Annotated in this window: 10 protein-coding genes, 1 pseudogene and 1 riboswitch; of the genes and pseudogenes, 6 read left to right on the forward strand and 5 right to left on the reverse strand. The window is 44.2% G+C overall.

The annotated features are described in order from the left end of the window. Positions 1–6: 6 nt before the first annotated feature. Positions 7–51, reverse strand: a riboswitch (PreQ1 riboswitch). Between the two features lie 119 nt (positions 52–170). The 6 genes from B9T10_RS02070 to B9T10_RS02095 all read left to right on the forward strand — a co-directional run bounded on the left by B9T10_RS02070 (position 171) and on the right by B9T10_RS02095 (position 7,626). Continuing rightward, the gene (locus B9T10_RS02070) at positions 171–1,223 is read left to right on the forward strand and encodes an iron ABC transporter substrate-binding protein (protein WP_094537675.1); all 1,053 of its coding nucleotides are present in this window, start codon (positions 171–173) and stop codon (positions 1,221–1,223) included. Continuing rightward, the gene (locus B9T10_RS02075) at positions 1,210–2,202 is read left to right on the forward strand and encodes a FecCD family ABC transporter permease (protein ID WP_425528737.1); all 993 of its coding nucleotides are present in this window, start codon (positions 1,210–1,212) and stop codon (positions 2,200–2,202) included. The genes B9T10_RS02070 and B9T10_RS02075 overlap by 14 nt, the downstream gene beginning before the upstream one ends. After that, entirely contained in the window at positions 2,199–2,954 is a 756-nt protein-coding gene (locus tag B9T10_RS02080; protein ID WP_094537677.1) for an ABC transporter ATP-binding protein, read from the forward strand. The genes B9T10_RS02075 and B9T10_RS02080 overlap by 4 nt, the downstream gene beginning before the upstream one ends. A gap of 13 nt (positions 2,955–2,967) precedes the next feature. Continuing rightward, positions 2,968–3,786, forward strand: coding sequence for a class I SAM-dependent methyltransferase (locus tag B9T10_RS02085; RefSeq protein WP_094537678.1), 819 nt, complete (start codon positions 2,968–2,970; stop codon positions 3,784–3,786). Between the two features lie 52 nt (positions 3,787–3,838). Next, complete coding sequence (locus B9T10_RS02090; RefSeq protein ID WP_094537679.1) at positions 3,839–5,974, forward strand: TonB-dependent receptor plug domain-containing protein; 2,136 nt, start codon at positions 3,839–3,841, stop codon at positions 5,972–5,974. A gap of 269 nt (positions 5,975–6,243) precedes the next feature. After that, positions 6,244–7,626, forward strand: a complete 1,383-nt coding sequence (locus B9T10_RS02095) for a flavin-containing monooxygenase (RefSeq protein WP_094537680.1) — start codon at positions 6,244–6,246, stop codon at positions 7,624–7,626. Between the two features lie 38 nt (positions 7,627–7,664). Here B9T10_RS02095 and B9T10_RS02100 read toward each other — a convergent pair. The 5 genes and pseudogenes from B9T10_RS02100 to fdnG all read right to left on the reverse strand — a co-directional run bounded on the left by B9T10_RS02100 (position 7,665) and on the right by fdnG (position 13,916). Then, positions 7,665–8,191 (reverse strand): annotated as a pseudogene (locus tag B9T10_RS02100) (YagU family protein). Positions 8,192–8,309: 118 nt separating this feature from the next. After that, positions 8,310–9,185 carry a formate dehydrogenase accessory protein FdhE gene (locus B9T10_RS02105; protein WP_094537681.1) on the reverse strand — a complete coding sequence of 292 codons (876 nt, stop codon included), beginning with the start codon at positions 9,183–9,185 and terminating at the stop codon, positions 8,310–8,312. Positions 9,186–9,250: 65 nt separating this feature from the next. Further along, positions 9,251–9,916 carry a formate dehydrogenase subunit gamma gene (locus B9T10_RS02110; protein WP_008314712.1) on the reverse strand — a complete coding sequence of 222 codons (666 nt, stop codon included), beginning with the start codon at positions 9,914–9,916 and terminating at the stop codon, positions 9,251–9,253. Next, positions 9,913–10,851: a formate dehydrogenase subunit beta gene (gene fdxH, locus B9T10_RS02115; RefSeq protein WP_008314713.1), complete on the reverse strand. Its 939-nt coding sequence runs from the start codon at positions 10,849–10,851 to the stop codon at positions 9,913–9,915. The genes B9T10_RS02110 and fdxH overlap by 4 nt, the downstream gene beginning before the upstream one ends. After that, positions 10,851–13,916, reverse strand: coding sequence for a formate dehydrogenase-N subunit alpha (fdnG, locus tag B9T10_RS02120; RefSeq protein WP_082825141.1), 3,066 nt, complete (start codon positions 13,914–13,916; stop codon positions 10,851–10,853). The genes fdxH and fdnG overlap by 1 nt, the downstream gene beginning before the upstream one ends. Between the last annotated feature and the right edge of the window lie 19 nt (positions 13,917–13,935).

A 13,935-nucleotide genomic window follows, 5' to 3' on the forward strand; every position in this document is an offset into this window, starting at 1 on the left:
ACAATAAATTCCTTAGTTTTTTTGCGTGGGAGGTTTGCGAACCACGAAGCGTGCCATTGTAGCCGATATTATCGAAATGGCAAGGCGACTTTTTCGCTATATTTGACAATATATATCGGTTAATTTAAGCTGATCGGTCATTCCTATGGTATCTGCATCGAAGGCATTGCATGCATAATCGTCGATCCTTTTTAAAATCCATTCTCGCCACCGCGTTAATGGCTCATTGCCCTGCCCTTGTGTGGGCTAAATCCCGTGACACATCATTGCTACAGAGCTTTGGCGCATTGCCTAAAGCAGACAGTGTGCAACGAATTTTAAGCGCAGGACCTGTTGCCGATGTCTTATTGATGAGTTTAGCCCCCGAAAAATTATTAGGACTCTCAACGCGCCCACTGTCAAAAGCGCAGCAACCTTTTTTCAGCCCAAAGTTTCGTGATTTACCTTTAACAGGACGCTTAGCCGGCAAAGGCTCAACCTTATCCTTTGAAAAGATCATTGCACTCAAGCCTGACATCATTGTGGACATTGGCAGCATCAGCGCCACCTATGTCACAACTGCTGAGCGCGTGCATCAACAAACCAAAGTGCCTTACGTATTGATGGATGGCACGCTTAAAGACAGCCCTGAACAGCTCTCAACTTTGGGCGATATTTTAGGTGTCAGCGAGCGCGGCGATCAATTGGCCAATTATGCCACTCAAATGCTTGATCGCACACATTTACTCGCCAAATCCTCCCAATTGCCTGAAATGAAAGTCTATTCTGCCCGCGGTGCGGATGGTTTAGAAACAGGCTTAGGCGGTTCGATTCATACAGAAGTGCTCGATTGGGTGGGCGCCCATAATGTGGCAGCGGCGGCTGGTGATGAGATCATTGCACGTGTTTCCATGGAGCAATTGATGCTCTGGCAGCCCGATGTCATCATCACGATGGATCCAGAATTTCATGCCAAAATTTATACCTTGCCCCTTTGGCAACGCCTCAATGCAGTTAAAAATCGCCGCGTTTATTTAGCCCCAGCACTGCCTTATGGCTGGCTTGATCGTCCGCCAAGCATTAATCGATTGCTTGGCACCATTTGGCTAAGCCGCGTTCTCTATCCTGAGCTCATGCCCTATGATGAATATACAGAATGGATCACCGGTTACTTTAAACACTTTTATCAATATGATCTGACAGATGAGGCATTGAGCATGCTCTCTGGAGATCTGCATGCGTAAACGATTGTTCATTGCGCCAACTTTGCTGGTTGTGCTGATGATCCTTGCCATGCTTGTGGGCAAAGTGCCGCTCTCATTATCTGAGTTATGGCAAGCTTTTATGGGCTTATGGACAAACTCAGAAGCCACAGATGCAGAATTTGTCCTTTGGCACATCCGCTGGCCACGCATTTTAGCCGCCATTTGTGTGGGTGCTGCTTTATCTGTTGCAGGCGCAACGTATCAAGGCATGTTTAAAAATCCGTTGGTGTCCCCAGACATTTTAGGGGTTTCTGTGGGTTCTGGCTTAGGCGCTGTGATCGCCATATTTTTAGAATATTCCATGGTGGGCATTCAACTTTTGGCATTCATTGGCGGTTTACTCACTGTTTCCTTAGTTTATTTGGTCTCCCGCTTGGTGCGCCGCTTAGATCCTGTTTTAGCCTTGGTGCTCTCTGGCATTGCAGTGGCTTCCCTATTGGGCGCATTGATCTCACTGCTTAAACTCCTAGCCGATCCCTACAGTCAATTGACCACCATGACATTTTGGATGATGGGCTCGCTCACCATGGCAACGTTAGAAGACCTCGCCATCATTGTCCCTTTGATTCTCATTGGGCTCATTCCGCTTTATCTCTTGCGCTGGCGCATGAATTTACTGAGCCTTGAGGATGAAGAGGCCAAAGCTCTTGGCGTCAATATCAAACATTTACGCATCATCTTCATTCTCGCGGCGACATTGATGACTTCTGCGGCCGTCTCAATGGCAGGCATCATTGGTTGGATTGGCTTAGTCGTGCCACACATCGCCCGTTTGTGGATTGGGCCTGATTTTCGTCAATTGTTGCCCACCACACTTTTTTTAGGCGCAGCATTTTTACTCTTCACAGACACCATCGCCCGCACCTTTTTCCCCATTGAGATGCCAATCAGCATCATCACAGCCTTTGTGGGCGCGCCATTTTTTATGGGTTTACTCATTAAAGGTGGTCAGCGATGACGGATATTGTGCTTGAACACTTAACCATTGGCTATGGCAAAAAGGTGATTGCGGCTGATTTAAATTTAGCTTTACCGAGTCAAGCAGTGACGTGTTTGCTTGGCGGCAATGGCTGTGGTAAAACCACCCTACTCAAAACCATTTTGGGCACATTGCCCACCATTGATGGCACTGTTTTGATCAATCAAAAGCCCATTACCACCTATTCACATGCGGCTTTATCACGCTTAATGGCTTATGTGCCCCAAGCGCATCACCACGTTTTTCCATTTACCGTGGAAGAAGTGGTATTAATGGGACGAACAGCACACATTTCATGGCATGCAACGCCAAAAGCGGCTGACCTTGCCATCGCGCATGACTGCCTTGAGCGACTCAACCTCAGCCATTTACGAACACAAGCCTATACAGAACTCAGTGGCGGACAACGTCAATTGGTGCTGATCGCACGGGCGCTGGCACAAAAGCCCGCCATCCTCATCATGGATGAACCCACGGCAAGTTTAGATTTTGGCAATCAGTTAAAAGTGCTCAACCACATTAAAACCTTAAAAGCTGAAGGGATGAGCATTTTATTCACCACCCATCAGCCAGAACATGCCGCCCACATCAGCGATCATGTGGTGCTTTTTCATCAAGGCAAAATCATTCAAGCAGGCACGCCGCAAGATTGTTTAACAGCCTCGCACCTTGCCACGTTGTATGACTTACCGATGGATACCATCCACAAACATCTCAACCACATGTTTTAATGAAGGATTTTTCATGTCTGATCTCACCACCATTTATGACATTGATTTTGCAAAACTTTATCGCAATCATGCTGCACAAGCATTGCGCCAACCAAAAACGTCCGCCGATTGGGATAAAAAAGCAGACAACATGCGTTCAGGCACAGGGTGCACGAATGATCAATACATTCAAGCCTTTGTCTCGCGCATGGATTTGACCGATGCGGCGACTCTTTTAGATGTGGGCTGTGGCGGTGGCACCATTGGCTTAGCCGTTGCTTCAGGCTTAGAGAAAGTCTATGAGCTTGATTACAGTCCAAAAATGCTTGAGATGGTGGCAGAGCGCGCCGCAGAACAAAAGATCAATCATTATCAAACCATTCTCAAATCTTGGGAAGATGATTGGCACGATGTCCCTGAATGTGACATTTGCGTCTCTTCTCGCTCATCGATGGTGGCTGACATTGAAGATGCACTGGCTAAACTCAATGCCAAAGCCAAAAAAGCCGTTTACATGAGCATGACGGTGGATAAAGATTTCATTCAACGCGACATCCTCAAAGCCATTGGGCGCGATGACATCGGTTTTCCCACTTACATTTATGCCATGAACCTACTCTATCAACAAGGCTATCGCGTGAGTGTGGATTTCATTGAAGCCAACCATTGTGCCCAAAAGCCATTGACACAAACCGCAGAAGAGTTTGTGCGCTCTGTTGAGTGGTCAATTGGCACCTTGACAGAAGATGAGCGCGATCGCCTCATCCATTATTATCATAACCACCAAAGCCAATTGCCGACAGTGAAGCCAATGCAGCGTCCCTGGGCATTTTTATCATGGAGAACATCGTAATTTTTAGTTACGAATTCAACATCTATTTTTGATTGCATTTTTAGGAGAGTGTATGCAATATCCATCCCCCCGTTTTACTTTAACAAAAGTCGCCGCTGCGGTGATTTTGTATACATCTGGCATGGCAATGGCAGATGAGAACAAAGCCGAACACAGTAACATTTTCACCTTAGGTACCGTTGTGGTGACAGCAGACGCCATCACCACGGCAGAATCCTCTGAATCTTTCATTGACCGTGAAACCATTGAGCTTTTAGAGGCGAAAGATTTAGGACAAGCTCTACAATATACACCGGGTGTTTTCTACGATTCACCAATTGGCGCAGCTGGCGGTCGCTCTGCCCGCCGCTTTGAACCAAGCGTATCCATTCGTGGTTATAATTTGCGTTATGTGCCCATTTTTGTTGATGGCATTCCTGTTTACATCCCATATGATGGTTATTCAGACATGAGTCGCTTTACAACGGCGGATGTCTCTTCCATTCAAGTGGCAAAAGGTTACAGCTCCGTCATGTATGGTCATAATACTATGGGCGGCGCCATTAACATTGTGACATTAAAGCCACGCTCTGCCTTTGATTTTTCAGGCACCCTTGGCACAGCGACTGGCGATGTTAAAGAGATCAGTGCAAACGTTGGCACATTACAAGAAAATTGGTACTTACAAGTGGGCGCATCTGAACGCACACGCAAATACAGTCGCCTTGCAGAAAAATTTGATGGCAAAGATGGTGCAAAGCGTCAAGTTGATAGCGATCAATATCTCTATCATACAAAAGATCGCCGCGCGAACATTAAAGTGGGTTGGACGCCCAATGCCACAGATGAATACGTTTTAAGCTATTCTAAACAAGAAGCCAAAAAATATCCCGGTACAGGCAACGGCATCATTCCAACAGAATGGATTTGGCCAAAATGGGATCGTGAAACCATTTCCTTTGTTTCCCAAACATGGCTTTTTGATGATCAAGTGTACATTAAACCACGCATTTATCATGATGGCTTTAAAAATACGCTCTTAAACTTTAAACCCAATCAAGCCAGTCATTATGATGATAAAGCCTTTGGTGCGTCTTTAGAAGTGGGCACAACAGCTGTACAAAATCATCTCTTTAAATTGATGCTGAGCTATAAACGTGAAACTCATAAAGGCATTGATCAAGACCTCAAAAAAATGACTCAAGACGAGACAAAAGCCACACAGAAGTTCTACTCCATCGCTTTAGAGGATACCATCACCTTTAATGAACAATGGGAAGCTCAAGTTGGGGCAATCTATACCAAACGTAAAGCAGATGCCGATGGCATTGGGGCAAATACACAAGCGTTGATCGGCCAATATCCTGCTGCACGCTCTTTATTAGCGCCATCTATGGATGCAACAGACTTTCAAGCAGCACTTTTTTATAAGCCATCAGAGACTGATACATTCCGCATCACCGCAGGTAAAAAAACACGTTTCCCAAGTTTTAAAGAAGTTTATTCAAACTATGGTGACAATGCTGTCAATTGTAAAGACAAAAAATTCAAATCTGATCAGCGATTATGCCCTGTTTATGATAAAACTCCGATCATTGCGCTACAAAATCCTAGTTTAAAACCAGAAAGTGCCATCAACATTGACTTAGGCTATAGCGGGATGCCGGTAGAGGGTTTACATCTTGATGCAACGCTCTTTTACAGCCAATCTAAAAATGTCATTGCTCGCGAAGAAAATAATCCACATCGTTTCCCAGGTTACATTGTGAATCAAACCATCAACTTATCTGGTAAAGTGGAACGCAAAGGGTTGGAACTTGGATTAGATTATGACATCAATCGTTATGTGCGTTTAGGCGGTGGTTATACCTATTTAGACATGAAAAATAAGGATTCTAATGAGCATGTCACTGATACACCAAAGCATTTTGGCTATCTCTATGCCACATTTAAACCGATTGATTGGTTTGAAATCACCCCATCTATGACCGCTCGCAGCAGCAGTTATGCATTTGCTCATAGCAATGAGAAAAATAAAGGCTATCAAGTATATAACCTTAAAATCAGCGTGACACCGCCACAATGGAAAGGCGTTAGCTTTAATGCAGGTGTTGATAATATCTTTAACAAAGATTATGCAGCCTATAACGCATCTTTCCCATCTGAAGGACGATCATTCTACGCAAACATGCGCATTGATTTTTATTAATCATCGTTATATAAATAAGAACATATCCCGCTGTTTTGGCGGGATTTTTCATTTTACGATAATTACTCATATCTTTTTAGATTATTCAATATTTTTGAGATATTTTTCGATAAAATTCATAATTTTTATATTTCCCATACACAGCCATAAAAAATACCAATAAATATATTAAAATCATATATTTATGATTAAATACAAATATTTGATCTATTGACTTATGGGGTAAGATTCTATAAGGTAACCGCTCCTCAACTAAAAAGGAGTATGTTTTGGATAAAAAGAAACGTATTGCAATTTTGGGCGCAGGGCCCAGTGGTTTAGCACAATTACGTGCTTTTGAAGCGGCGCGATTACAAGGGGTTGAAAATCTGCCTGAAATCGTATGTTATGAAAAACAAAATGATATTGGCGGCATGTGGAACTACACATGGCGAACAGGATTAGACAAACACGGAGAACCTGTTCATGGCAGCATGTATCGCTATCTTTGGTCAAATGGACCGAAAGAGTGCTTAGAGTTTGCAGATTACTCATTTGAAGAGCACTTTGGCCAGCCGATTCCCTCTTATCCCCCACGTGCAGTGTTAAAAGACTACATCATGGGGCGCATCAATAAACAAGACATTCGCAAATACATTCGCTTTGAATGCCCTGTGCGTTGGGTGACGTTTGATGATACCACAGAAAAATTCACCGTCACGGTGATGAATCATAAAACGGATCAACAAGAGACCGAAACATTTGATTATGTTGTGGTGGCCACTGGCCATTTTTCAACGCCGAATATGCCCTATTTTGATGGTTTAGATCAATTCCCTGGCCGCGTTTTACACGCCCATGATTTTAGGGATGCATTAGAGTTTGAAGGCCGCGATATTTTATTGGTGGGCAGCAGCTATTCAGCAGAAGACATTGCCACACAATGTTATAAATATGGCGCAAACTCCATCACCATCAGCTATCGTTCTCGCCCTTTAGGTTTTGATTGGCCAGACTGTATTGCAGAAGTACCATTACTGACGCACTTTGATGGCAATGTTGCCCACTTCAAAGATGGCACACAAAAAGCCTTTGATGCGGTGATTTTATGCACGGGTTATCAATTCCATTTCCCATTTTTAGAAGATCGCTTACGCCTACAGGCGAGCAATTGCCTCTATCCTGAAACATTATACAAAGGGATTTTTTGGCAAGAACATCCACAATTGATCTATTTAGGCATGCAAGATCAATACTTTACTTTTAATATGTTCGATGCCCAAGCATGGCTTGCGCGCGATTATATGATTGGCCGCTTTAACTTGCCAGACAGCGATGCACGCGAACAAGATATGAATGCATGGCAAGCAAAACGCCAAGCGGCAACCTCTGCATTTGCGGCGATTGATTTCCAAGCAACTTACATCCGTGATTTAGTGAATCAAACGGATTACCCTGACTTTGCAGTGGAAAAGCAAGCAGAACTCCTCAAAGCGTGGCAAAACGATAAAAAGAAAGACATCATGGGCTTTCGTGAACAGTGTTATCGTTCCACTCAAACCAACACTTTAGCCCCTCAATTACCGATGCCATGGTTAGAGATCAAGGACGATACATTAGAGTATTTCCTATCACTTGATTTTAAACCCCATCAATCTTTGAAGGTTTCTTAAGCGAAAACACCAAGGCAATCGGCCTTGGTGTTTGTTGATTAGCAAAACTCTGCATCTGGTCCATGAGTTAAGTTATAGCGCATGTTTTGGCGAATGGCTTCAATCGACCAAATCCAAAATGCTGTCCCAATAAATTCTGAGATTAACGCCTCTGACCCTGCCAACCATAACCATCCAGATAATCCCAATAATGGCACAACTAAGCCATGTGCTAGGACTGAAACACCTACGCCAAACACAATACCATGCAACATTTTAACGCGTGGTAGATATTCAGCCGTCACACAATAAATCATCGCCATGACGATCGAGAACAAAATGTGTACGCCATTGCCACCCCAATTCACCGCATAACCCATCCAATGATAGGTCATGGTTTCCACATGAAAGCCTAATTTTTCCAATAGAACCATAGGAGGCGGCATCGTTGCTGCTGTACGCGGCGGAATCAATCCTTCAAACCCCGATTTAACCAATGCTGAAAAATACCTGCAATCACTGCAATGTATAACATCAAACCAATGTGTCTTGTATTTTTCTTTGTGAGTTCAAATAGATTTAACATCTTTTTCTCCTTTATAAAAAATATTATTTTAAATATTATATTATGCCTTTATTTAAAGACATTAAAGATCTACCCACAAAAAAACCACCTTTCGGTGGTTAATTCAAAGAAAACTGATTCAGCGCAAATACAAATTCATGGACAAACGCTGCTGATTCTCTTCAGCTAAGGTAAAGTCTAACGCGAGCGTTGCGAGATCTTCCACATACACATCAAGCATTGGATTTTTTGTGCGATCTAAATGTTTAATGTAAGCATGACACTCAGGGCAGCTTTCAGCCTTCATGGGGGACTCTTGCCCTTCTAAAGACAATAACTCAATCTTCCCTGTATTTGGGCAGCTGTGACACGTTGAACGCACTTTATGCCATTTCGTTTCACAGGTGTTGCACACCAAATAACGTAAGCCATTGTCCATTGGGTCTAACACACTGGCAATTGGGGCATCGCCACACATCGGGCAATCATGAAAGCCTTGCTCCACTTCCAACTTTGGTAATGTGGCCAAAGTTGCACTTTTCACATACACCACTTTTAAGGCAATGGATAAAAATGGTAAATACTCTTTAGCAATCTCATCACTGCCTTGGCCAAGCAATGTTTTTGCATATGCGATTAATGTTTCATCTGATAAATCTGCCATTGCTGTTAAAACAGATTTCACTTCATCTGCCAGCTTTTTCGCATTTAAAGCAGCCACAATGTGTTTAAACACATTGGGGAAATATGGCAATAACTCTGCATCTTTCAAAAAAGGCGCCGCATCATTTAAAGTAGGTGGTGCCATCTCTAAATCTGCATACGCATGTTTTGCTGCTTCTGTGAGATGAATCCAAAAGTTGATGGTGCTGTGCAAAGACTCAGGCGCGCTGATCTCCATCTTCTCAAACTGCATCACGCGTGATGTGAAGGGATTACCCTCAGGCAATAAAATGGGTTTGATGTCTGGAATCGTGCCCACTAATACATTATTTTCCGGTGTAAACTGACTCATTTCTTTCCCTATAAAAAGAATAAGCGCAATTTCTTGCGCCTATTTTTAAACATTATGATTCATTGTTATTTAGACTCTTTTTTCTCAGAATCTTCAACAACTTTCTCATTTTTCATGATTTCACGATACCATGCAGGATGATGACTGTGGGCCCATTTTTCAGAAACCACACCTTCAGTCATCGCACGGATGGTGCCACGAATCCAGATCGCTGCATAAACATGCACAATGATACACGCAATCAGAATTAAAGCTGCCCAAGCATGCAATAAAATGGCAATGCGGCGAAGCTCAATGGAGAAATGATCGGCAAAGAAAAATGGACTTTGCCACATCATGATGCCAGTCACTAGCATCACAAATAAGCAGCCCGTCATTGCCCAGAACATCCCTTTTTGACCGGCGTTGTATTTACCCACATCGCCCACTTCTTCGCCCATGATCACTTTTTTCACAGACAATGCCCAGCGCACATCTTCCATATTAGGAATGTTATGTGGCGCATAACGCACGAACTGAATCATAAAGCCCAAGAACATGATGATGCCCACAAATGGATGCACAATGCGCGCCGTTTGCAAGGTACCAAACACTTGGCCAAACCATGAGAATGATGGATAAAAGAGCGCTAAACCTGAAATGGCCAACACAATAAAGCTAAACGCCACGATCCAATGGTTGATTCGCTCAGAAGCAGAATAACGTTGAATTAAACGATTTCCTGGTTTCATGCGTTGTCCTCCTTCTCGATATCTTTCGCTTCTTTCGCCAGTTTTTTAGGATCTAACACATCACGATCCTTATCTTTACTGTCTGCATCATTCGGGCCAATCGTAATGAAATGGAAGAATCCGAACAAAATGGAAGCGGCAATACCAAAGGTTGATAAAGGTTTTAAAAAGCCTTTCCACAACTCAGTCCAACCGCTGATCTTAGGATCTTTCGGCAAGTTTGAGTACAACTGTGGTTTATCTGCATGCTGCAATACGTACACAACGTGCGTACCGCCCACACCTTTCGGGTTATACACGCCTGCATCCTCAAAGCCGCGACCTTTTAATTCAGTCACGCGATCTTCTGCAAAGTGAAGCATGGCATCACGCTCACCAAAGCGAATGGCACCCGTTGGGCATGTTTTCACACATGCAGGCTCTTGCCCCACCGCAACACGGTCAGAACACAACGTACATTTATACGCTTTATTGTCTTTCTTACTGATGCGCGGAATGTTAAATGGACAACCCGTAATACAGTAGCCACAACCGATACAGTTTTCTTCATGGAAATCAACAATCCCATTTTCATACTGCACAATCGCACCCGGTGAAGGACAGGCTTTTAAACAGCCCGGATCTTCACAGTGCATACAGCCATCTTTACGGATGAGCCACTCTAATTTACCAGCTTCATCGGGTTCAGCTTCTGCAAAGCGCATCACTGTCCAGCTTTCTGCGGATAAATCATGTGGGTTGTTGTACGTACCATCACACGTACCGACTTTATCACGAATATCGTTCCATTCAGAACAAGCAACCTGACACGCTTTACAACCAATACAAGATGAGACATCGATGACTTTCGTCACCTCTGTCACATGTGTACGCGCTTGAGGTGGCGTGGTGGACGTCGCGGATAAACGCTTAATATCTAATGACTGCAAAGACATTATCGACCTCCCTCTGCTTTCTCAATATTCACTAGGAATGTTTTAAATTCAGGTGTTTGCGTATTTGCATCACCCACTGAAGGCGTCAACGTATTGGCAATAAAGCCTTGTTTGGTCAAACCTTCATAACCCCAGTGAATCGGAATGCCGATGTGATGAATGCGTTTACCATTCACATCTAATGGCTTAATGCGTTTAGTCACAACCGCAACTGCTTTAATGAAGCCGCGTTTAGACCATACTTTCACCCAATCACCATTGGCAATGCCTTTCTCGGCTGCTAATGCTTCACCCATCTCAATGAATTGTTCAGGCTGCGCAATCGCATTCAATAATGCATGTTTTGTCCAATAGTGGAAATGCTCAGTCAAACGGTAAGTTGTGCCCACGTATGGGTAATCTTCCATTGTCCCTAATTCCTTACGGTCATCTTCAAAGATGCGCACCGCAGGGTTATTGAGCACTTTTGGATACATCAAGTTCACACCAATTGGAGATTCCATCGGTTCATAATGGGCTGGGAACGGTCCTTCTGCCATCTTATCGATCGCATATAAACGGCTCACACCTTCAGGATTCATGATGTATGGATTCATCGCACTGCCTGGCGGCTCATCTGCTTTGAAGTCAGGGACATCATAACCGGTCCATTTTTTACCATTCCAGAAAATGAGCGCACGTTCTTTATCCCATGCCTTACCATCACGGTCAGCCGATGCACGGTTATAGATAATGCGGCGGTTTGCAGGCCATGCCCACGCCCAGCCTAAAGTATTACCTAAGCCTGATGGATCGCTGTTGTCACGGTTGGCCATTTGGTTGCCCGCTTCTGTCCATGAGCCTGCGTAAATCCAGCAGCCTGATGCGGTTGTCCCATCATCACGCAATTGCGCAAAGCTTGATAACAATTGACCTTTTTTCAAAATCACATTGCCATCGGCATCTTTGATGTCAGCCAATGCATAACCATTGAGCTCTTTGGCCAATTCATCAGGATGAGGCGCAGTTGGAATGTCATATTTCCAAGAAATATTCATCAATGGTTCAGGGTTCACACCACCATGCTCTTTATAGAGTCGGCGCACTTCATATAAAATGCCTGACAAAATATTCGCATCTGGCAACGCTTCGCCCGGTGCATCTGCTGCTTTCCAGTGCCACTGTAACCAGCGACCGGAGTTCACAACAGCGCCATCTTCTTCCGCAAAACATGTGGTGGGTAAACGATAAACCGTGGTGCCAATTTTACTTGGATCCACATCGTTTGACTCGCCATAGTTTTTCCAGAAAGTGGAGGTTTCTGTCACCAATGGATCCATCACCACTAAATATTTCAATTTAGAGAGTGCTGCAATGGTTTTATTCTTATTTGGGAACGATGCCACAGGGTTAAAGCCTTGGCAGAAATAGCCATTCATTTTCCCTTGTTTCATCAACTCAAATACGCGCAATACATCGTACATTTGATCCCATTTAGGCAACCAATCAAAGCCCCAACCGTTCTCTTTGGTGGCTTTATCACCCCAGAATGTTTTCATCATACTGACGAAGAACTTCGGCGTATTGCCCCAATAGTTGAACTGATCAGGTCGTGTTGCTTTTGGCGTCACTTGTGACAAATAGGTGTCAATCGTTGTCTGTTTTTCACTTGGCAATGGCATATAGCCCGGCAAGTTCGTTGACAACAAACCTAAATCCGTCAAACCTTGAATGTTCGAGTGACCACGCAGTGCGTTCACACCGCCCCCTGGCATACCGATGTTACCCAATAACAATTGGATCATCGCCATGGTGCGAATGTTTTGCGAACCAATCGTATGCTGCGTCCAACCAAGTGCGTACAAGAATGTCGCCACTTTATTGTGTGCAGAACAGGTGCCTAAAATTTCACAAACTTTTAAAAATTCTTCAACCGGCGTCCCTGTGATGGTGCTCACCAACTCAGGTGTATATGATGCATAATGTTTTTTCATCATATTGAACACACAGCGCGGATCCTCCATTGTCGGATCGACAACGGCATCGCCATTTTCATCCATCTTGTAGTTCCAAGAGGATTTATCTGTGTACGCGTTTTTCTCTTCGTCCCAACCAGAGAATAATCCCTCATTGAAATCAAAGTCATCATGGACAATAAACGTCGCATTGGTGTAATTTTTTACATAATCCCAGTTTATTTTGCCATTTGCGATGAGCCAATTGATCACACCGCCAAGGAACGCAATGTCTGTCCCTGAACGAATCGGTGCATAAAAATCAGCAACGGATGCAGAGCGGTTAAAACGAGGATCAACCACAACAAATGTTGCGCCACGTCTTTGTTTTGCTTCTACGACCCAACGAAAACCAACAGGATGCGCTTCCGCGGCATTCCCACCCATTACAATTACAACGTCGGCATTTTTGATATCAACCCAGTGGTTGGTCATGGCGCCGCGGCCAAATGATGGAGCAAGACTTGCTACCGTGGGTCCATGTCAGACCCGAGCCTGATTATCTATGGCCACCATTCCAAGTGAACGAACAAACTTACCTGTCAAATGACCGGCTTCGTTACTCGCACCTGACGCTGCTAAAAAGCCCGCCGTTGTCCAACGATTGACACGCACGCCTTCTGCGTTGTGCACCACCATGTTGGCATCGCGATCTTCTTTAATGTGTGCGGCGATCTCTTTGTACGCCTGATCCCAACTGATGCGCTCCCACTTATCAGAATTTGGACGACGAACTTCAGGATACTTCAAGCGGTTTGGACTCTTCACGTAATCTAGTAAGCCCGCTCCCTTAGGACATAACGCCCCGCGGCTCACTGGATGATCCGGATCCCCTTCCACGTGGATGAGGCTTGCTTTCGCATTATAAGCGCCATCACCTAAACTATACATTAACAATCCGCACCCTACCGAACAGTATGTACATGTATTACGCACTTCTTTTGCACGCAATAATTTATACTGGCGAACTTCCGCGTGAGCTATGCTTGGCGCCATACCCATTAACGCCAAACCAGTTCCTCCGACAGCTCCAGCGGACAGTTTGAAAAACTGTCGTCTAGAAACTTCCATAAATTACCTCTTAAATTTA

This window comes from Wohlfahrtiimonas chitiniclastica (assembly GCF_002252325.1).
GTDB lineage: Bacteria > Pseudomonadota > Gammaproteobacteria > Cardiobacteriales > Wohlfahrtiimonadaceae > Wohlfahrtiimonas > Wohlfahrtiimonas chitiniclastica.

What these genes read in the sequence shown, in the direction of transcription:
- B9T10_RS02070 (WP_094537675.1), top strand. Translation starts at nt 171, where the DNA reads ATGCATAATCGTCGATCCTTTTTAAAATCCATTCTCGCCACCGCGTTA.
- B9T10_RS02080 (WP_094537677.1), top strand. Translation starts at nt 2,199, where the DNA reads ATGACGGATATTGTGCTTGAACACTTAACCATTGGCTATGGCAAAAAG.
- B9T10_RS02085 (WP_094537678.1), top strand. Translation starts at nt 2,968, where the DNA reads ATGTCTGATCTCACCACCATTTATGACATTGATTTTGCAAAACTTTAT.
- B9T10_RS02090 (WP_094537679.1), top strand. Translation starts at nt 3,839, where the DNA reads ATGCAATATCCATCCCCCCGTTTTACTTTAACAAAAGTCGCCGCTGCG.
- B9T10_RS02105 (WP_094537681.1), bottom strand. Translation starts at nt 9,185, where the DNA reads ATGAGTCAGTTTACACCGGAAAATAATGTATTAGTGGGCACGATTCCA.
- B9T10_RS02110 (WP_008314712.1), bottom strand. Translation starts at nt 9,916, where the DNA reads ATGAAACCAGGAAATCGTTTAATTCAACGTTATTCTGCTTCTGAGCGA.
- fdxH (WP_008314713.1), bottom strand. Translation starts at nt 10,851, where the DNA reads ATGTCTTTGCAGTCATTAGATATTAAGCGTTTATCCGCGACGTCCACC.